Source organism: Paenibacillus sp. FSL M8-0212 (assembly GCF_038004645.1).
GTDB lineage: Bacteria > Bacillota > Bacilli > Paenibacillales > Paenibacillaceae > Paenibacillus.
In genome coordinates this window covers 1,953,144-1,976,212 of sequence record NZ_JBBORP010000001.1, presented here as the reverse complement: position 1 = coordinate 1,976,212, position 23,069 = coordinate 1,953,144, and the positions used below count along the sequence as shown (strand labels likewise).

Sequence of the window (23,069 nt, the reverse complement as noted above, 5' to 3'; positions counted from 1 at the left end):
ATAGGGTACATCGCAGAAATTGAAGGAGGCGGAACCATGATCTATAGTATTATTTCCCGTTCGTTGTGGGAGCAAGTGTCAAAAGGGACTGAGTATGCACCAGATAGTCTGGAGACGGACGGATTCATTCATTGTTCCACCAAGGAACAGATTCCATGGGTAGCCGGACAATATTATGCAGGCCGCACGGATCTGTTATTACTCAGTATCGATGAGAAGGCGTTAAAGCCAGAACTGGTGTATGAGGATCTCTACGAATTGAATGAACTATATCCACATATCTATGGAGAGCTCAATCTGGATGCGGTGCGTAAAGTCATTTCATTTGAACCGAATGCAGACGGCACATTCTCATTTCCTGAATAATGTAACATGTGACGTATCTGTCAAAAGATGATCAGGGGACAATATACTTTTCCGAAGGGTGGTTAACGGATGGATATGAATCAGGTTTTTCTGGAGACAGCCGAGAAACAATTCCTGTATTACAAGCAGCTCGGGGAAAAAGCCATGGCGCAACTGGAGTCCGAGCAATTGTTTCAATCCTGGAATGAAGACGCGAACAGCATTGCGGTTATCGTAAAACATCTATGGGGCAATATGCTGTCCCGTTGGACTGATGTACTGACAACAGATGGTGAGAAACCGTGGCGTGAACGAGATGCCGAATTCGTGAATGATATTGCTTCCCGGGAAGAGTTGCTCTCTAAATGGGAGGAAGGCTGGAATTGTCTACTTGAAGCCATTCGTTCGTTTACCCCAGAACAATTGTCTCACATCATATACATTCGCAATGAAGGACACACCGTCATGGAGGCAATAATTCGGCAATTGGCGCATTATCCGTATCATGTAGGGCAGATTGTATTTGCCGCGAAAATGCTTAAAGAAACAGCTTGGGACAGTCTCTCGATTCCGAGAAACGGTTCAGATCAATATAATGGCGGCAAATTTGCCAAGCCGAAGGCACGCAAACATTTTACAGAAGATGAACTTCATATAGAAAAAGGTGAGGACCAACAATGACTCAAATTGCATTGATTCGCCATGGAAGCACAGCGTGGAATAAGGAAAAACGTTCGCAGGGACAGACGGATAATCCGTTGGATCAAGATGGCAGGGAACAGGCGGTATTACTTGCTGCGAGACTAGCCGAGGAATCCTGGGATGCCATCTATGCAAGTGACTTGGAGCGGGCAAGTGAGACGGCTCGCATCATTGGTGATCGCTTGGGCATTCAGGAGATTCATCTGGACCCTAGACTTCGCGAGATGGGCGGAGGACAGGTCGAAGGAACGACGGAAGAGGAACGGTTAGCCAAGTGGGGAGCGGACTGGAGTACCCTGGATCTGGGACGGGAGCTTGCAGATGCAGGGACTGTTCGAGGTAGTGCGGTGCTTGAGGATATTGTACAGCAGCACCCGAATGGAAAAGTGATCGTTGTCAGTCATGGGGCCGTCCTGCGGAATACACTGCGAGGTCTGGTGCCTGAACTGGATATTAGCGTGAAGCTGTCCAACACATCCATTACCCGGATCGCCAAGAAAGAGAATGTCTGGCAATGCGAACTGTACAATTGCAGCGTGCATTTGGATTCTTCGAGAGAGTCTCAATAGATGGATGCCCTGACGTTAAAACAAAAATTACAGCATATTCAGTCGTCTAATCATGCCATTGATCACGAGGAACAGCCTTACGAATTGGCACTGCATATGATGAAACATATTGGTAGTACTGACCCTGTCCTGCGGGATGAATTGATCTATGTTACGTTTGCAACATGGATTGGACAGGGTGTATTTTCGGAAGATCAGCTAAGGCATGTGTTGCAGTTGGCGCTGGACGATCGGCACCTTTTCTATGGGATCGGAGAGCAGGGAACGGATAGTGTGTTTACGCGGACGTTCTCCGTGTTGTTACTGCCTCCCATTCTGAATGTGGATCGTCAGCGACCTTTCTTGGACAAAGAGGATATCGCAGGGATTCATCATCGGTTGACTACATATCTGGAACTTGAAAAAGATGTTCGCGGCTACGCCGATAATAAAGGCTGGGCGCATGCCTCTGCACACGCGGCGGATGCGGTTGAAGACTTGGCACAATCGCCATATCTGGAGCGAGCGGATCTGCTGGAACTTCTGCATGCAATCGCTGTAAAAATAACGGAATCAAGTGTGGTTTACATCCATGATGAAGATCAGCGAATAGCGCATGCTGTAATTACCATTTTGCGTCGCAATCTGCTGGAGCAAAAAGATATTACGTTGTGGATGGATTCCCTTCATCAAGGGGATATGGCAGTGAACAGATCATTTCTGGAAACCAGTCATAGGAGCCTGAATGTGCGTCTGTTTTTGCAGACACTGTATCTTGCGATACGTACAGAAGAAGATGAGCCGTTTTCGTTGGTTCGTTCACTGGTACTGCAGGCACTGGAGAGAGATAAATAACGATACGCTAAACGTGTGGACAAAGGGGGAGGTGGCGTATGACCGAATTGACGTATGCATGGACAGAGGAGATTTTATCTCCGCTGGGTGAGGCAGCGGTTATCATCAAGTGTGGAGATCAATTGTCTGACGCTGTGCAGCGCAGAGTGATGTCTGTGTGTGCTTTGCTGGAAAAAAGCACTTTGCCAGCCATGATCGAATGGGTGCCTTCATATACGTCCGTTACAGTATTTTATGATCTGTTCATCTCCCCTTACCCCGAGTTATGCCGCACTCTGCTTCAGCAGTTGAATCAATTGAAGGAATCCGTACAAAACAAGCCCAGAACAGTCACGATTCCCGTATGTTACGGTGGAGAGTGGGGGCCTGATCTGGACTATGTTGCCAGTGAGCATGGACTGACCGCAGAGGACGTTATTGCGATTCATACATCCGGGGATTATCTCGTACATATGATTGGATTTGCACCGGGTTTTCCGTATCTCGGCGGGTTGTCTGAACAGATTGCTACGCCCAGACGGGCAACGCCAAGGCTTCGGGTTGAGGCGGGCACAGTAGGTATCGGTGGCAAACAGACGGGAATCTATCCGGTGGATACACCCGGGGGATGGCAATGTATTGGACGAACGCCACTCCGGTTGTTTCGGCCGGATGAGAACGTACCGAGTTTGCTGGCAGCAGGTGATCGGGTTCGATTCGAACAGATTACGATGCAGGACTATCTGGCGTTGAAGCGGAAGGAGGGCGAACGATGAGTATTGAAGTGATTCGCCCTGGTCTGTTATCTACCGTTCAGGATGAAGGCAGAACCGGCTATCGCCGGTATGGTATTCATCCTGGCGGGGTCATGGACACCTTTGCAGCCAGAGCAGCCAATATGCTTGTGGGCAACTCCCGACATGCGGCAGTGCTGGAGTTGACGATGACGGGGCCGGAGCTTCTATTTCAGGAGAGCCAGCTCATCTCATTATGTGGGGCCGATCTGACGGCAACGGTGGATCATCTGCCCGTACCTTTGTGGCGTCCGGTGCTGGTGCGGGCTGGAAGTGTACTGAAATTTGGCCCATGTCGTCATGGCTTGCGTGGATATCTGGCGATTGCGGGTGGAATAGCTGTGCCTGAAGTGATGGGCAGTCGAAGTACAGATCTCAAGACAGGTCTTGGCGGTATGGATGGGCGAGCCTTACGCGTGGGCGATCTGTTATCCATAGGTGAACCTTCAGGTGAAGCGCAAGGTTGGATGAAGCGTCTTGAGCAGCAGGTAGAGGAGAGTGAGCGGGATCAACGATTTTTGGCCCCTGCGTGGTTTTTATCTGAACGTGAGAGACCTGACTATTATGGGAGATCTGTTATTCGTGTGTTGGAGAGCAAGGATAGTTCGCTGTTCAGTGAGGCAAGTCTGGGACAATTCTATGCCGAAAAATACGTGATCTCTCTGCAATCCGATCGGATGGGCTACCGCTTGCAGGGCTCCAGACTGCAGCTGGATCAGCCGCTGGATCGGCTGTCTGAAGCGGTTACCTATGGCACGGTGCAGGTGCCACCGGATGGTCAGCCCATCATCTTGATGGCAGACCATCAGACGATTGGAGGTTATCCTGTCATTGCCCAGGTAGCTCGGGTGGATATGCCAATCTTGGCTCAGGCTAGGCCAGGAACCCGAATTTCTTTTGAACAGATTACGCATGATCAAGCCCGGCAGTTGTATATGGAACAGGAAATCAATATGCAGCTCATGGATAAGTTGATACGCAGAAGAATGGCAGGAATGGGGGGCACTTAATGAATACCTCAAAAACTTTGGATATCAATTGTGATCTGGGCGAAAGTTATGGTATATATCGCACGCTGTCGGACGAAGCCATTCTACCCTTGATTACATCAGCCAATATTGCCTGCGGATTTCATGCAGGAGACCCGGCTACGATGCGGCTAACGGTGGAGAGGGCATTAGAGCATCAGGTGGCAATTGGAGCCCACCCCGGGTTGCCGGATTTGCAAGGGTTTGGCAGAAGGCGTATGGACATAACGCCACGGGAAGCTTATGACATGGTGGTGTATCAGATTGGTGCGCTGGATGCCTTTGTACGGGCAAGTGGGGGGCGAATGCATCATGTGAAACCGCACGGTGCCTTATACAATATGGCTGCAGAAGATACGAAGCTTGCTGAAGCCATCGTGGAGGCGATCTATCAAGTACAGCCTGATCTGTATTTGTATGGTCTGGCGGGCAGTGAGCTGATTCACGCCGCGGATCGCATCGGTATGCGCAGTGTGAGCGAGGTGTTTGCGGATCGAACCTATGGGGCGGACGGAAAGTTAACTCCTCGAAGCCAAGCTGGAGCCCTCATTGAAGAATCAGGACAAGCGATTGCTCAAGTGCTCCAGATGGTGAAAGACGGCGTGGTTGTATCCACGGATGGTACGCTGGTTTCCATTAAGGCAGAGACGGTCTGTATCCACGGTGACGGAGCAAACGCTTTTGCATTTGCTCAAGAGATTCGTCGTGTGCTGGAATCTGAAGGTATTAAGTTATCCGCGCATACAACAGGATGATACGCCTTTTCAGCAGAACGATAGTAGTATCAGGTTGTTCGGATTGAACTTTGAAATTTTAGAATGACAAGGAGTGGATCAACAGAATGAAACCCATACGCAACTCCGCGAAGGCTGTCATTGTGCAGGATGGACGATTGCTGGTCATCCGGCTGGAAGACCAATATGGTACGGCTTATGTGTTCCCAGGTGGAGGACAGGAGAAAGGTGAAGAACTCAAGGATGCGGTCGCGCGTGAATGTCTGGAGGAGATTGGTCAGGCTGTGAACGTGGGAGAGCTGTTACATATTCGAGAGTATATCGGAAAAAATCATGAATTCGCCGAGTGGGATGCAGACATCCACCAGGTTGAATTTTATTTTGCGTGCAGCCTGATCGATCCGGGGGCAACTATTTTCGAAGGCTCCAATCCAGACGACCATCAAGTCGCCGTGGAATGGATTGCACTTGAAGAGCTGTCTCAGATTCGTTTATATCCAAAAACCATAGGTGAGTTGCTTCTTCAATCGGGCTCTTCATCAATCTATCTTGGAGATCTGAATTAAATCAGCGATGAAGAATTTAAGCGATAACCCCTTTATGTAAACAATTTTATAAAGAACTTTTCCAATTTTGTCACGTTAGCGTATCGGTTCATGGATTCACCATAGGTGAGGTGGGTACACTATAAGTACAGGCTTATTACAAAAGCATTTGCATTAAGCTGTCTATAGTAATACGAGAATAATGAACTGTCATTAAACACAAAGAGGTAGTAACAACTACACTACTCTTTGTACTTTTATTATTCACACTTAATTGGAAGAACGGTAGACGTAGTGGAGGGGACGGAATCGATTCTGAGGAAGCGAAGCGTTCGCCTTTATCACCGGATTTTCCCTTTGAGAAAAGGGAATCAAAAAAATCTGGGGATAACAGCGATCCAAAGAACGATCCGTACCCGCAACGGCCGCCTACAACGGTCTTCAAATACCCCCAAACCGAAAGGAGCACTTCCCATGAACCAGACTGAATTGGAACAAAACATTGTAAAAGCATTGGAAAACAACCCTTTTTGCAGCTTCTCAACTGTGGAGAATGGTAAACCGAAATCCCGCTATATGGCGCTTTTCAACGATGGACTGAACATTCATCTGGCAACGAACCGCCGTACACACAAAGTAGAGGAACTGGAGAATAATCCGAATGTTAGCCTGCTACTTGGTTACGAGGCTGGTGGTTCCAAGGAAGTAGTTGAGATTGAAGGAACCTGTGAAGTGACAAAGAACGAAGGTTTGCGTGAGCAAGTGTGGAACGATGAACTGAAGGCGTGGTTCGATGGACCTAATGATCCGAACTATGTCATTCTGGACATCACCCCGACTCGTATTGAATACACAGGGAAAGATCATGAGCATCATGTGTGGGAACAATAATCCGAATATGAAAATAACCTCTGCAAAGTAGCGTCCTTATGCGAAAATACGCGCAGAGTTTAATCCAACCGTGAAAGCCCTTAAGGTTTCACGGTTTTTGGTATGGATGAATAACGCTTAATTGGATTTACATGTAAGACACGTGTAATATACGTATTTTAAAGATAATAAGCACTATATACCTACTAAAATGTTGAAAAAAATGTCGAAATCACGCATGATAATGTAAACTCGCCTATGTATGTGCGGGTAATGTAAAAAATAATGCTTTTCAATGTCTGAACATTGCGTTATGATTTGGAATGTAAACGACAAGCACAGACATAAATAGATGTTCATGTGAGATAAACTTACCTGAAATTCCGATGCATGTCATCAGAGCGTCAGTACGCACAACCCATGAAATCTATCTTTTTTCTGCGCTCTTCGTTTGCCCATTAATGCATGATTCAATGTACATAACCGGGAGGGGTTATTTTGAAGACGAGTAAAAAAGTATTATCAAGCCTGACTGCCGCTTTGGTTGCATTAAACGTGCTTGCGGTGTTTCCAGTACCTGTATCGGCTGCGGATGCTGCCAAGGTAAAACTGCGGATCATGGAAACCACAGACATTCATACCAACCTGGTTAACTATGACTACTATTCCGACAAAGAGACAGACCAGTATGGACTCGCCAAAACAGCTACACTGATTAAGAAAGCCCGTGACGAGGCGAAGAACAGCCTGCTGTTTGATAACGGGGATCTGATTCAGGGGAATCCGCTGGGAGACTACTCTGCGAAAATTGATCCACTGAAAAAGGGTGAGACTCACCCTGTATATAAAGCGATGAATCTGCTCGATTATGATGCAGGTAACATCGGTAACCATGAGTTCAACTATGGTCTGGACTTCCTGGACATGACGCTGGAGGGAGCGAACTTCCCTTACATTAATGCCAATGTTTATGTAGACGATGGTGATGATGATGAGACAAATGACAAGAACTATTTCACACCGTATGAGATTTTGGATAAAAAAGTAACGGATGAGACTGGCAAAGAACATACGATCAAAGTAGGTGTGATCGGATTTGTACCGCCACAAATTATGCAGTGGGACAGCGCTAACCTTGAAGGCAAAGTAATCGCCAAGGATATTATTGCTACCGCGAAAAAATTCATTCCGAAAATGAAGGCCGAAGGTGCCGACATTATTGTAGCTATTCCTCACTCCGGATTTGAGGAAATTCCTCAAACGGATCTGATGGAGAACTCCGTACTGTATCTGAGCCAAGTTGAAGGCATTAATGCCATTCTATTTGGACATGCCCACAAAGTGTTCCCAAGTGCTGATTTTGCCGGCAAAAAAGGGGTTGACCTGGAAAAGGGCACCATTAACGGCGTTCCTGCTGTAGAGCCAGGATTCTGGGGTGATCACCTGGGGATTATTGATCTGGATCTAGAACAAGTGGATGGCAAATGGAAAGTGGTCGATTCCAAAACGGAAGCACGCCCAATCTATGACACAGCGGGCAAAAAACCATTAGTAGAGGCTGATCAGGACATCATTGATGCGGTTCATGAAGAGCATGAAGGTACATTGGAGTATGTTCGTGGTCCGGTGGGCGAAACGACTGCACCTATCAACAGCTTCTTCGCTCTGGTTCAGGATGATCCATCCATTCAGATCGTAACGAATGCACAGAAATGGTATGTCGAAAAACATATGCAAGGTACGGAATATGAGAAAATCCCTGTATTGTCCGCAGGTGCACCATTCAAAGCCGGTGGACGTTCAGGCGCTTCGTATTACACGAATATCCCTAAAGGCACCATTGCGATCAAAAACGTTGCTGACCTGTACGTATATCCAAATACGGTACATGCTGTAATGGTTAACGGCGCAGAACTGAAAGAATGGCTGGAATGGTCTGCAGGCCAGTTCAACCAGATCGACCCGGCTAAAGGTGGACAACAACAACTGATCAACAACGACTTCCCAACGTATAACTTCGATGTTATCGATGGTGTAACGTATCAGATTGATGTGACCCAACCAGCCAAATACGATAGCAAAGCTACGATTGTTAATGCATCTGCAAGCCGGATCAAGGATCTGAGCTTTAACGGCAAACCGGTTGACCCAGCACAAAAATTCATTGTAGCGACAAATAACTACCGTGCTTCTTCATCCAAACTTGCTAACCCGGACGGCAAACGGATCGTTCTGGCTGCACCGGATGAGAACCGTCAAGTGATCATCGACTACATTCGTGAAAATAAAACGATTAATCCAGCAGCGGACGGCAACTGGTCCCTGGCACCAATCAAACCATCTGCTGGTGTAACTGCAGCAGCGCTGAACGATCTTGAAGTTGTGTTTGCTTCTTCTCCGGATGCGAAAGATCTGGTTGAAGCGAACCCGGCGATGTCATTCATCGGTACAAACAATGAAGGTTTTGCAGAGTATGGCTTGAAACTGACAGGTGAAGCAACGACAACACCTGAAACAGGTGCGGAGCCAGCTCCAACGCCTAAACCAACGCCAACACCGACGCCTAAGCCACAACCTGAGAAACCGGCAACCAACAACAAAGTGGTATATGTGGTGAAAAAAGGGGATAACCTGTACCGTATCGGTTTGAAATATGGTGTGGACTGGCGCAAACTTGCGACAGCTAACAAGATCTCAAATGTGCATAACCTGAAAGTTGGACAGAAAATCGTGATTCCCGCTTCTTAAAGTTTAATAAGCTGAGGAGGAGACCGACAGTCATCAGACTGTCGGTCTTTTTTTCTGCAAATTTGAATATATTTGTTCCAAGAACCGTCATACAGGAAGTCATCAAAACAGTAGAGATTAATTTTAAGACCCATGATATAATATTTACAAACTTTGGGTATATACAAGTGAACATTAATGGACATGGAATCTAAATTGGCAAGGGGGGTCCTACATGAATTGCAGTGGCTGCAGTCCAATCTATCCTATAGAGGGCCAAGGTACCTTGTACTTGCGTCCCATTTCCCCCGCTTTGCTGGAAGCGCTACAAACGCTACAAACGCCGGGAAGACTTATCGAGACGTCGGATGACATGATGTGGATGCATTTTTCGAATCTTGAGACAGTTCAGAACTTAATAGAAGAGATCGGCGAAATTGATCCGACATTACGTGATTCCCTAACTGTTCAGATTATGCCTATTTACGAACAGGCTAATGAAGAAAGTTGGATTAGTCTAACCATGCAGGAGTCCCGTTTCAAACATGCGGAGCTTGTTTCCATTATTCTCGAGCATCAATTCAGCAGTCATATGCAACCCATCGTTGATGCATCGGAGCAGATTATCGGATATGAGTTTTTGCTTCGTCCTGCTGAGAATGGAAAATCCTTCAGTTCCTATGAATTATTTGAAGTTGCGCGTGAGACTGGACTACATTCTTTTCTGGATCGATTGGCGCGTATTACTGCTATTGAGACCAGTGCCCTTTTTCTGCCGCATGGTGTCAAACGCTTCGTAAATTTTCTGCCTTCCTCCATATATAATCCCGAATATTGTCTGACACATACGTTTGAAGCGATTGAACGTCTTTCGCTGGACCCTAAAGATTTTGTGTTTGAAGTCGTGGAAACAGAGCAGATTCAGCATATGCCCATCTTGCAGCAAATATTTGAGGTATATCGTTCTCGTGGAATGTCGGTTGCACTGGATGATGTGGGTGCCGGATATTCGACAATAGAGTTGATGAATCGGTTAGAACCGGATTTTGTCAAAATAGATCGAAGTCTTATTGACCGTTGTGATCAGGATTCGACCAAACAGCAGAAAATTCTTCATATTGTTGAGATGTCGAGTCGATTTGGAGGGCAAGTCCTTGCCGAGGGGATCGAACGAATGGAAGAGTTTGAATTCTGTCGTTCCATAGGTATTGAGCTTGCACAGGGCTACTATTTTGGTAAACCCTCGGCAAAACCCCCAGGCGGTCCATACTCCAATACTTCATCTAATTCATGGAATAATTAGTAACCTGTACCTTGTACAAGTCGCTTCTGATCAGAGGTGGCTTGTTTGGCGTGCCTGCACATTTTTCTCTCAAATAAATACCCTCATTTAGCCGATATATAAGATAAGCCTTTGAGATTAATCCATACATACAAAGAAAGAGGGCATTTTTACATTTTGAGGGGGAGAAAGACATGAGTGAAACTCAGGATAATAAACCAATGAAAGCAGCGAAACCTGCCAAACCAAAACATAATCAAAATAAAAAGAAGAAAAAGAAAGGTTTCGTCTGGAATATAAGGAACAAACTATTGGTCTCCTTCCTGGCCGTTCTACTCCTGCCAAGCTTGGCAGTCGGTTTGATCACACTAACGATGGCTGAAGATGGCGTACAAGGACAATTAGTAGATAGTGCCATGCAAAGTGTGAGCACTGCCAATACCATTGTAGAAAGCCAAGTGAATTACAAGATTCATGACATTAACTATTTCGCGGATGCCCTTGATCCGAGCCTGATCAAAGGGGAGAACGATAGTCCGGAGCTTCAGGTGAAGCTGGAGCAATACCTGGGCTTGCATCCCGATGCCATGAATATTTTTGTGGGAACAACAGACGGAGTCATGGTTCGAGGTAAACCAACAGCGAGCAGTACGCGGGGAGATGCTTATGATCCTAGGGAGCGGGAGTGGTACAAACTAGCGATGGAAAAGCCAGGTACAGCTGTTGTATCAGCTGTGTCTGTTAATACCGATGGTGTTGCAGTTGTATTTATTTCCAAAACATTAAAGGATCAATCCGGTGTTATCGGTTTATCTCTGGATCTGACAGACCTGCGAGAACAGGCATCCATTAAGGTGGGCAAAGAAGGCTACGTCATTATTATGGATGCAAACAAAAACTATGTCGTTTCCCCTATAGCAGATGCAGGTACACAGGAAACTAGCGGCACCCTTGATGAGATGTATCAGAGTCAAGAAGGCCAATTCGATTACGTGTATAACAATCAGCCGAAAATGATGATTTTCTCAACAAATGAAGCAACGGGCTGGAAAATTGCCGGCACGATGTTCAAGAGTGAAATAACCAATGCGAGTAAGGATATTCGCATGGCCACATTTATTGTTATTCTGGCAGCTACGTTCCTTACACTCATCTTTATTATCTGGTTTACACGCTCCATGCTGCGTCCAATTAAACGACTGCAGGAATCTGCCAGAGCCGTGAGTAAAGGTGACTTGACCGTGAAAATGGAAACAGGGCGTAAAGATGAAGTCGGAGAACTTGCGAAGTATTTTGAACGTATGGTCGATAACCTTCGAATGATGATTCTGGGCGTACAGGAAACGACAGAGCAGGTATCTGCTTCTTCTCAAGAGTTGTCTGCCAGTGCAGAACAAACCACCAAAGCGATTGAACATTCAACACAGGCCATTCAGGAACTGGCTGAAGGTGCAGAGCAGCAGGTAAACAGCGTGAAAGACGGATCGGGACAGATGAGCCGAATGGCAGAAGATGTTCGAATGATGTCGGAGCGTGTGCAATCGATTACGGCGAATATGCGGAATACGTCCGGAGCAGCTACTTCTGGTAATGAGGCAGCAGGACAGGCTGTGGTGCAGATGAACAGTATCCAGGAAACGGTGGAGCAGCTGGGGACTGTGGTTCAATCTCTGAATGCTCGTTCCGTTGAGATTGGTAGTATGGTTGATGTCATTGCATCCATCTCCAAACAAACGAACTTGCTCGCATTAAATGCTTCTATTGAAGCGGCAAGAGCGGGAGATGCGGGTCGTGGGTTTGCAGTTGTAGCCGGTGAGGTACGCAAACTGGCAGAAGAATCCGGAAGTTCGGCAGCGCAGATCGGTGAGGTGGTTCATAATATCCGTCAGGACATGGATGCCGCTCTAATCGCTATGAATGCGGCTCAGACTCGGGTAGGAGAAGGAATTCAGGCCGTGAATACATCAGGACAATCCTTTGCTCAGATTCGGGAGGCGGTGGAAGATGCGGTTCATACATTGGATGACTTGTCCGCAACAACGAAACAACTGGAGAGTGGAGCTTCCCACGTTGCCAAGGCGATGAGTGATATTTCGAATGTGACCCAGGAATCGGCTGCGAATACAGAATCCGTGTCTGCATCTTCGCAAGAACAACTGGCATCGGTAGAAGAGATTGCATCATCGTCGGCACATCTGAACAGTATGGCAGAACAATTGCAAGGATTGCTTGGCATGTTCAAGATGGTAGAGGATACACCGAAGGATAAGGGCAAAGAATAAATCCTAGCATTTTACCACCACAATTTACCATGCATTTTATAATAGAAGAAAATAAAGATAGACATTGCTCCTGTAGCCCTGTATAAATATATCGTCTGGTTATTCTGCGCATATAGCGGTGTAATCTTACAAAACAAGATCGAATTAACGAAATAATATATGGATACAGGGTACAGCAGGAGGCTCTATGGTATACGTAGCAATACTGATTTTTGTAGTGACAATCACCTTGGTAATCTGGCAACCTCGTGGGTTGGGTATCGGTTGGACTGCCTCGGGCGGGGCATTGCTTGCCCTGCTATGTGGAGTTGTCAGCTTAAACGATGCCTCGGATGTGGCATCTATTGTATGGAATGCAACGCTGGCCTTTGTCGGCATTATTATGATTTCTCTCATTCTCGACGAGACGGGTTTCTTCGAATGGGCTGCCCTTCATATGGCAAGGCTGGCTGGAGGAGACGGTCGCAGACTGTTCTTCTACTCCATTCTGCTGGGGGCCGCTGTGTCTGCTCTGTTCGCGAATGATGGTGCGGCGCTCATTCTGACGCCAATTGTGCTGGCAATGGTGCGTGCATTGAAGTTTGATGAGCGCATGGTGCTGGCTTTTGTGATGGCGAGTGGATTTATCGCCGATACCACATCGTTACCGCTGGTCGTCAGCAATCTAGTTAACATTGTATCGGCCGATTTCTTTGGTATTACCTTTGTGGAGTATGCGGTACGCATGGTTGTACCCAATCTATTCTCGATCGTAGCGAGTACGGGGATGTTGTTCTTGTTCTATCGCAAAAGCATACCCCTTCGCTACGACATCTCCGCGGCACGTGACCCGAAGGAAGCGATACGTGATCCACGGATGTTCCGAATCGCCTGGTTCATGCTTGGGCTGTTATTGGTTGCCTATGCATCCAGTGAGTTTCTGCCGATTCCCGTGTCAGTTATCGTTGGCTCCGTTGCGTTGCTGTTCGCTTTATTGGCACGCAAGAGCGAGGCTGTTGATCTGAAACGGGTCATCAAGGAAGCGCCATGGTCGATTGTGGTGTTCTCGGTGGGCATGTATATCGTCGTATATGGACTGCGTAATGCAGGGTTAACGGATCATCTGAGCCGCTGGCTGGATGCCATAGCAGAGCATGGTCTGCTGGCTGCTTCGCTCGGGATGGGCATCATCGCTGCTGTATTATCATCAGTGATGAACAACCTGCCAACCGTGTTGATTAACCTTCTAGCCATCCAGGGCGCGCATACCGAAGGTATTATTCAGGAAGCATTGATCTATGCCAATGTCATTGGTTCTGACCTGGGTCCCAAAATGACCCCGATTGGATCACTTGCCACATTGCTGTGGCTGCACGTGTTATCCCGTAAAGGTGTGAAGATCACATGGGGGTATTATTTCAAAGCAGGCATCATCCTGACGATTCCAACATTGTTAATTACCCTAGCCGGGTTGGCATTGTGGTTATGGATCCTAGGTTAGTAAAATTAGATTTTACATTAAGTATCAATAAGGTAATTCTGTTGTAATGTAAAAGCTGCTCTCACAGCTGGTGCTACGCACTGGCAGCGAGGCAGTTTTTTGTTCCTCTTTCATTTCTTCTATAGAAGAAATGAAGTTTCTATTTCAATTAAGCGCCTAAGCATTGAAAGAAGGCCAGCCCATTGTAGGGCTGGCCTTCTTTGCCTACTCCCCAGGCAGGAGATTGAAATGCCTGAGATCCAACAAGCGCTGACACAGCGCAGGGAGCGGAACGATTGTGGAAAAGCGAAGCGTTCGCCTTTATCCCCGGATGTATTCTATATAAAAAGTAAATCATATAAATCCGGGGATAACAGCGATTGAAGCAACGTCCACTCCCGAAGCGGCCACCTCAGCGCCAAATAAATCCCAAATGTTTCAATATACAGCCGATATTTTTAACATTGCGTTTACAAAACATTGATTTTAAGATGACATACCGAAACTACAATGAGTAAAGAGTTGATGGTGAACAAACAAATTCACAAAACGCCATCACTACATTGGGGGAGGAAAACAAAACATGTTTAAAAAGTTGCCGTTTATTTTGATGACCTTAACGTTCGTACTGGTACTCGCAGCATGCGGATCGAAAAATGACGCTGGTACAGAGGGTGCCGCAAGCAATGGATCAGGAGAAGCTGCTACTGAGCTTAGCGGTAACATTCTGGCAGTCGGATCGACAGCATTGCTACCTCTGGTAGAACAAGCTGGACAGAAATTTATGGCAGTTGATGAATATAAGAACGTAACGGTTCAAGTTCAAGGTGGCGGTAGTGGTACTGGTTTGACACAAGTATCTGACGGACAAGCTACAATCGGTAACTCTGATGTATTTGCAGAAGAGAAACTGGAGGACGAAGCCAAAGTAAAAGAACTGGTTGACCATCAAGTAGCAGTAGTAGCTATGGCGCCAGTTAGCAACAAAGATGCAGGTGTAGAAGATTTGACGAAGCAACAACTGGTCGACATCTTCTCCGGTAAAGTAACAAACTGGAAAGACGTTGGCGGCGCGGATAAAGCAATTGTTATTGTAAACCGTCCGAGCAGTTCCGGTACTCGTGCAACTTTCGAGAAGTATGCATTGGGTGCAAAAATGGGTGATATCCAAGGTTCGATTCAAGAAGATTCTTCTGGTAACGTAAAAAAATTGGTATCTGAAACGCCAGGTGCTATTGGTTACCTTGCCTTGTCTTATTTGGATGACAGCTTGCAAGTGTTGAAATACGAAGGTGTAGAAGCAACAGTTGAGAACGTAGAAGCAGGAACTTATCCAGTATGGGCTTACGAGCACATGTACACGAAAGGTACGCCAGATGCAGCAACACAAGCATTCCTGGACTACATCTTGAGTGACGAAATTCAACAAAATGACGTGACAGAACTTGGATACATTCCAATGTCAGGTATGAAAGTAAAACGCGATGCAGCAGGTAATGTGGTTCAATAATCTTTGAACTTGCGCATACAGCGAAAGAGGCGGACTTAGGTCCCGCCTCTTTACGCGGTTTGCTCTAAAATAATCCCATATTTTGCATTAATTCTACTATAGAAGGATGGTTGTTATGGAACAGACCGAAGGGGGAACGGTAATGAATAACAAGTTGAAACCGCGCCGGCCCTTAAAAGAGAAACATTATTGGGAAGAGTGGACGGGACGGATCTATACGTCGATTTGTGTCGTTTTCCTGATCGTTGTCATGTTTTCCATTGTTTATTTTGTAGCGTCCAAGGGACTATCAACATTTTTCCAAAATGGAATAAGCATAAGTGAATTCCTTGGTGGGAAAACGTGGAATCCAACGGGGGAACCTGCTTTCTATGGGGCATTGCCGTTCATTACAGGTTCTTTCATTACAACCTTGCTTGCAGCGCTTATTGCAAGTCCGCTTGGTCTGTGTGCAGCGCTCTTCATGACAGAGATTGTACCGGGTAAGGGGAAAAAGATCTTGCAGCCTGCGATTGAGCTCTTGTCCGGAATTCCGTCTGTTGTATACGGATTTATCGGTCTGAGTGTCATCGTACCTTTGCTTCGCAGTATCTTTGGTGGAACAGGCGTCGGGATTGCAGCCGGATGTCTTGTTCTCGCGGTAATGATTCTTCCTACGGTGACAAGTATTATGGCAGATGCATTGTCCGCATTGCCAAAAGGATTACGTGAATCCTCCTATGCACTCGGTGCCACTCGCTGGCAAACCATCTACCGTGTCATTATTCCAACGACTTTGCCAGCTTTGTTGACAGGTGTCGTTTTGGGTATGGCCCGTGCTTTTGGTGAGGCACTTGCTGTGCAGATGGTTATTGGTAATGCACCGCATGTTCCAACATCCTTGCTTGAATCAGCTTCAACATTAACAAGTGTTATTACACTCAGCATGGGTAACACCACGATGGGTTCTGTTCATAACAATGCACTGTGGAGTATGGCGCTTGTCCTGCTGGTGATGACATTTGTCTTCGTCATTCTGGTTCGCCTGCTTGAAAGGAGAAACCGGGTATGAAAATGAAGGCAAAGACGGTAGATAAAATTGCAACATCCGTTATCGTTGTACTGGCCCTGTTCATTGTTATTCTATTGCTCGGTCTGCTTGGTTTTATCATGTATAGAGGTATTGGACATATCAGTTGGAACTTCCTGACAAGCGCACCACAGTTGCTTAAGGGTGGCGGCGGGATTGGTCCACAGCTCTTCAACTCCGTATTCTTGCTTGTCCTGACCTTGATTGTTACCATTCCACTCGGATGGGGTGGCGGGATTTACATGGCGGAATACGCCAAACCAGGCAAGATTACCAGCTTCATTCGTCTGGTCGTTGAAGTATTGTCATCATTCCCATCCATCGTTATCGGTTTGTTTGGTCTCTTGCTGCTAGTAAATCAATTTGGTCTTGGTTTCTCCCTGATCTCGGGTGCCTTGGCTCTGGCGATCTTTAACTTGCCACTGATGGTACGGACAACGGAGCAGGCCTTCCGGGCCGTTCCGAAGGAACAGAAGGAAGCAGGTCTGGCGCTTGGACTGTCCAAGTGGAAGATTATCACTTCCATTCTGCTGCCTGTGGCATTGCCGAGCTTGATTACGGGTACGATCCTGGCATCGGGCCGGATCTTCGGTGAAGCAGCCGCGCTGATGTTCACCGCAGGTATGAGTAGTCCACCATTGGACTTTACAGATTGGAATCCGACGAGTCCAAGGTCACCACTTAATCCTTTCCGTCCGGCAGAGACACTTGCTGTCCATATCTGGAAAGTGAATAGTGAAGGTATTGGACCAGATTCCAAAGAAGTGGCAGCAGGGGCATCCGCCGTGCTTGTCATTCTCGTGCTGGCGTTCAATCTAAGTGCACGCTGGATCGGTCGGGTTGTATTCCGCCGCATGACAGCTTCGAAATAAGGAGGAACCAACATGGCCATACCTTTTGGTACGGAACAGTTAAGCATATATTATGGACATTTCCAGGCGGTCAAGCAGATTAGCCTGACGTTTCCTGAAGCAAGCGTAACGGCTCTTATTGGGCCGTCTGGTTGCGGTAAATCTACGTTCCTCCGGTCGCTGAACCGGATGAACGACGAGATTGCCGGTTCCCGTACAGAGGGACATATCTGGATGGACGGTAACGATCTGAATGAGCCTGGAACCGATGTAATCAAGCTTCGCCAGAAGATTGGCATGGTGTGGCAGAAGCCGAACCCTTTTCATAAGTCCATCTACAACAATATCGCGTTTGGCCCCCGCTACCGCGGTACGAAGAGTAAGAAGGCACTGGATGAAATTGTGGAAAAAAGTTTGCGTCGTGCTGCGCTCTGGGACGAAGTAAAAGACAGACTGCATGAGTCAGCTCTGTCTCTCTCTGGCGGACAACAGCAGCGCCTATGTATCGCTCGCGCTTTGTCTGTTGAACCACAGATTCTGCTGCTCGATGAGCCGGCATCTGCACTTGACCCGGTATCTACGGGTAAAGTTGAAGAGTTGATTACCGAGCTCAAGAAGGAGCTGCGGATTGTTATTGTTACCCATAACATGCAGCAGGCGGCACGCATCTCAGATTATACAGCTTATTTCTATCTGGGAAGCATGATTGAGCACGGGGATACAGAGCATATTTTCACGAACCCGGACAATCGTCTGACGCAAGAATACATTATGGGACGTTTCGGTTAATTGGATCATGGAGTGTAACATAGATTAATAGACAGAGAGATAAAGAAATAATAGAGACAAAAGAAAGCACAATGCCTGGACGGTTGTTCGGGGGTTGTGCTTTTTTAATTTATAATTTTAGTGGGATTTTCTGTATGCGGGATAAACATTATGCTACGATATTTAGTGTGAAGAGAACGTTTACATGACTTCGAAGGAGATGCTGATAATCACTACGGATCAGATGTCTTACGACCATATGGCAGCTCAGATTATACAGAACTACGCTATTGAGAAACCTGTCGTTTCATATATTCGTCATAATGAGAATCTGACGTATCATGTCGTTGATGAAGCAAGCGGGCAGAAGTATCTGTTACGTATCCATCAAGCCGCATATGCAAGTATGACCGGCATTCAGCATACGCTTCCTGCGTTGGAGGCAGAGATGAACCTGCTTCATGAGTTAAATGCAACGACGGCATTGCGCGTGCAGCATCCGGTACGGAATGTATCGGGAGACTGGGTCACGGTATGGAAAAGTGAAGCGGGTAAAGAAATCTGCTGTACAGTACTGGAGTGGATTGAGGGAAGGGACATCCAGCAGGGAGAACGCCTGACAACGGAGCAGATCTATGATCTTGGGGCACAACTGCAGATGCTTCATCAATATGGGCGTGAGCAGAATCAGACAGATCGAACAAAGGTGCGCCCGGCATATGGCAATAGCCATGAGAACTTGTTCATGCTAGGGCAGCTAGAGGAAGGCGTCCGACTGGGGATTTTTACAACGGAAGACTTTGATCTGCTTCGTGAGACGTTTGAGAACATTAATGAGCAGTTAGAAACATACCCGCAGCACGCAGGGACATGGGGGATCATTCATGGGGATATTACTCGCAACAATCTGCTGATAACGGATCAGGGGATATCCATGATTGATTTTTGTCTACACGGTTATGGTTATTATCTTTTTGATGCCGGAGGGGCAGCACTTATGTTTAATCGGGAGGAACGTGACATATTCTTATCCGGTTATACCAAACCGATCGCGCCACTGACGGATCGTGATATCCGATTAATGGAAGGGTTCATGTTGATCTTTACACTGGGTTATTATGCCTTTCAGATGGCGAATGAGTCGAGGCACGAATGGATGAAAGATCGCATGCCGAAGCTATGCAGCAAGTATTGCAGACCTTATGTACAGAACAAGAGTATCTTCTACGAATTGTGAGGTGTTTCCTTTTCTATGAGCTATAACTTAGGATTAAGATTGTGAATATTACCTGGGCGTCCTGAACAATCGGGGTGCTCTTTTTGCATGCATTAGATAACGATCGTAATGGACATTTATGAAGAAAGTATAAACTCTGAGGAGAGTCAACTTTTCTTAGCTACAATATAGTCATGGGAGGATGAAGCAGCGATGAGAGACAGCGAGAATATATTGCTGGTGGAGGATGATCCGGAGATTGCCCGTATTTTGAGAGATCATCTACGTCATGAGGGTTATGGGGTAACTTGGGCATCAAGCGGTTTGGAGAGCTGGGAAGACTTTAGGGAGGGAACCTATCAATTAGTCTTGTTGGATCTGATGCTGCCGGAAATGGATGGGTTCACGGTATGCAAAAACATTAGACTGATCAGCGATGTTCCGCTGCTCATGATGAGTGCTCGAATCGAGGAAGAGAGCAAAGTCAGGGGGCTTGGGCTGGGAGCTGACGATTATATTACGAAGCCCTTCAGTCTAACGGAACTTACAGCTCGCATTAAATCTCATCTGAATAGGTACCGCAGATATCAGGGCGTAGAGCCGGATTCGACAGATAGACAGTATAACGATGGGTTATCGATTGATTATTTGAATCAGCGCGCACAGGTTCATGGAGAACATGTGGCATTAACCAACAAGGAGTGGGCTTTGCTCACACTGCTTGCTTCTCATCCGGGCCGGGTGTTTACCAAGGCGGAATTGTATGAACATGTCTGGAGTCAGCCAGAGGCGGGGAACTCGAGTACAGTCACAGTTCATGTGAAGAGCCTTCGGGCCAAGCTTGGTGACGAGCCCCATCATCCACGCTGGATTCAGACGGTGTGGGGCAGTGGTTACCGGTTCGTGGGGGAGCCTGAGGAATGAAGTTGAAGTACTGGTTAATGCTTGCCTTCCTCATTGTAATGCTGCTGCCTGTCGCTGCTGGGTGGGCGCTGTACTCCCTGTATAACTATTACAATGATCAGCGTGCCGTAACAGAATATGTAGAGTTGTCCAGACAATTGGCTCCTATTGAACTGGCTTTATCTGACCCGGGACTGTACCAGCTGCACTCGCCTGATGTTTTCGCTGCACTCTCCGAATTGGAGAATGGTCGGGTGAACTTTGATCTGTATTTACCAACAGGGATTCGGGTGTACACATCAGGGGGGAGTACATGGTCTGCTGGAGCTTACACCGTTGGGGGGGCGGAGCTGTATCGTAATTTGTACAACTTACAGATTCGTCATCGTACATTCTCGTTGAAGAAACCCGTGTGGGAAAAAGGTGAGTTGGTCGGCATTTACGAAATCGTCATGCTGCGTGGAGATTGGCTAGAAGGCATTTCCTTGCGGACTACCTGGGTCATGGGTCTCGCTGCTACTTTCTTTATCCTGTTATACGGAACAGTGCTGTGGTTGCTATCTCGAAAGCTCTTTCGGCCGATGAAATATCTTATAGAACGAATGGATGCTTTTGCACGGGGAGAGGCTGCTACGGATGAGGTACCTGTTCGTCATGATGAAATGGGCATCTTGCTCCAACAGTTTGATGCAATGCAAAACAAGATCAGACATACTCAGGCCGATGTGGAGAGGGAGCAAAAAGAAAAAGAGCTCATGATCGCCTCGTTATCCCATGATCTGAAAACACCGTTGATGTCCATTAGTGCCTATACGGAAGTACTTAACGGTGATCGTCAACTGAAACGCCTTGAAAGGCAGGAATATCAGGATGTGCTGCTCGGAAATGTGGAGCGGATGAAACAGATGATTAGTGAACTTGAGATGTATACGGCGCTGGGTTCCAGTGAATCGGAGATGGCCATGGTTAAGGTGGAAGGTGAAGAGTTTTTTGATATGCTGCTTGGGAGCTATGAGGGACTTGCCGAGCGTGGTCAGATTGACGTGAAGATGGATGTCCGCACAGATCAACTGTACCGAGTTCATCCCGAACAACTGATGCGCCTGACAGATAATCTGATAAATAATGCACTACGCCACACAAGGACGAACGGTGTAATGGGACTAGGGGTTATTGCTTCAGATTGGGAGCTTCCTGAATGGATTATTCCTTCGCTTAGAGCTGAATTGGATAACTACAGGGCTGGAGCAACATTGATCATAGTACAAAACGAAGGTCCTGCTATTCCTGAGGAACAGCTCATTCGTATCTTCGAACCCTATGTTCAACACCAGAATCAGGAGGAGAAGACGTATGCAGGTGGTTCGGGATTGGGATTGAGTATAGCCAAACGGGTTGCAATAAAGCACGGAGGGGATATGCGCATGTGGTCATACGAAGGATATGGAACGCTGGCAGCATGCCGATTGCCTGAACATGGAGAATGTAAACGCAGAGAGGGTGGATAAGATGATGAAAAAAGGATGGATGATGCTGGGTACTGCTGTGTTGGCAGGCGCCCTGCTTGGAGGTTGCGCGGAGAAGGATATGCTGGCTATGTCAGGAGATGAGATGATTGAGAAGGTTGTCTCAGCAGAAACAGAACCCGCCTCGTATTATGCGGAAGGTGTGATGAAGATATGGGCGGATGACAAGCTGACTAACACGATGCAAATTAAGGAATGGGTAGATGGTGAAACCGGACGAAAGCGCACGGAAACATCAGAGAATGGCAATGTCAGTTACGCAGTTAATGATGGAAAGAAGATCATCATATATGAAAAAGAAACAGGGGCAGCATATTCCATGGATGCATCATCCGTGTCACAACAACCTAATCAAACCCAGAAGCAAATATTGCTCGATCAACTAGAGCGGTTACGTACTACGCATGATGTGAATATGATGGGACAGGAGAAACTTCATGGACAGGACGTCATTCATATTGAATTGACACCAAAAGAAGAAGGCGCATTCTCCATATCTTCAGAGTATTGGGTAGATCCCAAAACGTGGATGATTGTCAAAGTAAACAGCGCGTATGGGGATGGAAAATCAGAAATGGTCTATGATCCGATTCAGTATGACCCTGAATTCACAAAGGATACTTTCGTAATTGACATCCCTAAGGAGGTCGATGTGAAGGACTTGAACGATATGATGCAGAATTCCGAAGTGACTCTAGAGGAAGCGGAAAAAGCGTTGGAACAGCCGTTCCTACAGGACATGAGTGGAGAATTCGAACTATCACGGATCGAAATGTCTACATTGCGCGGTGAGCTGAGCAGAGATGAAGTAACCTTGTATTATGTAAGTAACGACAAGGTAGAAGTCAGCCTGACGGTATTCAAGATGCCGGAAGAAAATGTGGACGATACACTAATGCCGGATGAAGCCAAGATTAAGGTTCGTAACACCGAGGGTTCATATATGAAGAGCATTCGGAACATATCATGGAGTGAGAATGGCTTGCGGTACTCCATCATGGGTGAGAACGAAGGATGGACGAAAGAGAAGCTTCAAGCTTGGATAAATGAATTGAAGCTGCCTAATCATTCCTAAT

At 46.8% G+C, this 23,069-nt stretch carries 21 protein-coding genes; all 21 read left to right on the top strand.

The genetic code is table 11. The annotated features are described in order from the left end of the window. The first annotated feature begins 36 nt into the window (after positions 1-36). The 21 genes from MKX68_RS08680 to MKX68_RS08580 all read left to right on the top strand — a co-directional run bounded on the left by MKX68_RS08680 (position 37) and on the right by MKX68_RS08580 (position 23,068). Entirely contained in the window at positions 37-366 is a 330-nt protein-coding gene (locus MKX68_RS08680) for a DUF952 domain-containing protein (RefSeq protein ID WP_340910836.1), read from the top strand. Between the two features lie 69 nt (positions 367-435). Beyond that, a complete protein-coding gene (locus tag MKX68_RS08675; RefSeq protein WP_340910834.1) occupies positions 436-1,026 on the top strand; it encodes a DUF1572 family protein in 591 nt (196 codons plus the stop codon). Continuing rightward, on the top strand, positions 1,023-1,616 hold the full coding sequence (locus tag MKX68_RS08670; RefSeq protein WP_340910832.1) for a histidine phosphatase family protein: 594 nt from the start codon (positions 1,023-1,025) through the stop codon (positions 1,614-1,616). Before MKX68_RS08675 ends, MKX68_RS08670 begins: the two co-directional genes overlap by 4 nt. After that, positions 1,617-2,450: a DUF2785 domain-containing protein gene (locus MKX68_RS08665; RefSeq protein WP_340910830.1), complete on the top strand. Its 834-nt coding sequence runs from the start codon at positions 1,617-1,619 to the stop codon at positions 2,448-2,450. A gap of 38 nt (positions 2,451-2,488) precedes the next feature. After that, complete coding sequence (pxpB, locus tag MKX68_RS08660) at positions 2,489-3,205, top strand: 5-oxoprolinase subunit PxpB (protein WP_340910828.1); 717 nt, start codon at positions 2,489-2,491, stop codon at positions 3,203-3,205. Continuing rightward, positions 3,202-4,233 carry a 5-oxoprolinase subunit C family protein gene (locus MKX68_RS08655; protein WP_340910826.1) on the top strand — a complete coding sequence of 344 codons (1,032 nt, stop codon included), beginning with the start codon at positions 3,202-3,204 and terminating at the stop codon, positions 4,231-4,233. The genes pxpB and MKX68_RS08655 overlap by 4 nt, the downstream gene beginning before the upstream one ends. Continuing rightward, on the top strand, positions 4,233-5,006 hold the full coding sequence (locus tag MKX68_RS08650) for a LamB/YcsF family protein (protein ID WP_340910823.1): 774 nt from the start codon (positions 4,233-4,235) through the stop codon (positions 5,004-5,006). The genes MKX68_RS08655 and MKX68_RS08650 overlap by 1 nt, the downstream gene beginning before the upstream one ends. An 86-nt stretch (positions 5,007-5,092) precedes the next feature. Further along, positions 5,093-5,551, top strand: coding sequence for an NUDIX domain-containing protein (locus MKX68_RS08645; RefSeq protein WP_339786778.1), 459 nt, complete (start codon positions 5,093-5,095; stop codon positions 5,549-5,551). A 453-nt stretch (positions 5,552-6,004) separates the two neighbouring features. Next, positions 6,005-6,421: a pyridoxamine 5'-phosphate oxidase family protein gene (locus MKX68_RS08640; protein ID WP_074093246.1), complete on the top strand. Its 417-nt coding sequence runs from the start codon at positions 6,005-6,007 to the stop codon at positions 6,419-6,421. Between the two features lie 477 nt (positions 6,422-6,898). Further along, on the top strand, positions 6,899-9,148 hold the full coding sequence (locus tag MKX68_RS08635) for a bifunctional 2',3'-cyclic-nucleotide 2'-phosphodiesterase/3'-nucleotidase (protein WP_036673194.1): 2,250 nt from the start codon (positions 6,899-6,901) through the stop codon (positions 9,146-9,148). A 214-nt stretch (positions 9,149-9,362) separates the two neighbouring features. After that, positions 9,363-10,430 carry an EAL domain-containing protein gene (locus tag MKX68_RS08630; protein WP_340910818.1) on the top strand — a complete coding sequence of 356 codons (1,068 nt, stop codon included), beginning with the start codon at positions 9,363-9,365 and terminating at the stop codon, positions 10,428-10,430. 173 nt (positions 10,431-10,603) lie between these two features. Beyond that, positions 10,604-12,691: a methyl-accepting chemotaxis protein gene (locus tag MKX68_RS08625; protein WP_339786770.1), complete on the top strand. Its 2,088-nt coding sequence runs from the start codon at positions 10,604-10,606 to the stop codon at positions 12,689-12,691. 187 nt (positions 12,692-12,878) lie between these two features. Further along, complete coding sequence (locus MKX68_RS08620; RefSeq protein ID WP_047840355.1) at positions 12,879-14,171, top strand: arsenic transporter; 1,293 nt, start codon at positions 12,879-12,881, stop codon at positions 14,169-14,171. Positions 14,172-14,733: 562 nt separating this feature from the next. Then, on the top strand, positions 14,734-15,660 hold the full coding sequence (locus MKX68_RS08615; RefSeq protein WP_338590379.1) for a phosphate ABC transporter substrate-binding protein PstS family protein: 927 nt from the start codon (positions 14,734-14,736) through the stop codon (positions 15,658-15,660). Positions 15,661-15,775: 115 nt separating this feature from the next. Continuing rightward, complete coding sequence (gene pstC, locus MKX68_RS08610; protein ID WP_017690972.1) at positions 15,776-16,711, top strand: phosphate ABC transporter permease subunit PstC; 936 nt, start codon at positions 15,776-15,778, stop codon at positions 16,709-16,711. Between the two features lie 2 nt (positions 16,712-16,713). Continuing rightward, the gene (gene pstA / locus MKX68_RS08605) at positions 16,714-17,601 is read left to right on the top strand and encodes a phosphate ABC transporter permease PstA (protein ID WP_026081329.1); all 888 of its coding nucleotides are present in this window, start codon (positions 16,714-16,716) and stop codon (positions 17,599-17,601) included. A gap of 12 nt (positions 17,602-17,613) precedes the next feature. Further along, the gene (gene pstB / locus MKX68_RS08600) at positions 17,614-18,369 is read left to right on the top strand and encodes a phosphate ABC transporter ATP-binding protein PstB (protein ID WP_036616781.1); all 756 of its coding nucleotides are present in this window, start codon (positions 17,614-17,616) and stop codon (positions 18,367-18,369) included. 223 nt (positions 18,370-18,592) lie between these two features. Continuing rightward, positions 18,593-19,585 (top strand): phosphotransferase enzyme family protein, encoded by a 993-nt coding sequence (locus tag MKX68_RS08595; protein WP_340910814.1) that lies wholly within the window; start codon positions 18,593-18,595, stop codon positions 19,583-19,585. Between the two features lie 192 nt (positions 19,586-19,777). Continuing rightward, positions 19,778-20,488 carry a response regulator transcription factor gene (locus tag MKX68_RS08590; RefSeq protein ID WP_340910812.1) on the top strand — a complete coding sequence of 237 codons (711 nt, stop codon included), beginning with the start codon at positions 19,778-19,780 and terminating at the stop codon, positions 20,486-20,488. After that, entirely contained in the window at positions 20,485-21,975 is a 1,491-nt protein-coding gene (locus MKX68_RS08585; RefSeq protein WP_340910810.1) for a sensor histidine kinase, read from the top strand. The genes MKX68_RS08590 and MKX68_RS08585 overlap by 4 nt, the downstream gene beginning before the upstream one ends. Beyond that, entirely contained in the window at positions 21,911-23,068 is a 1,158-nt protein-coding gene (locus MKX68_RS08580) for a LolA family protein (RefSeq protein ID WP_340915542.1), read from the top strand. Before MKX68_RS08585 ends, MKX68_RS08580 begins: the two co-directional genes overlap by 65 nt. The last annotated feature ends 1 nt before the right edge of the window (position 23,069 follow it).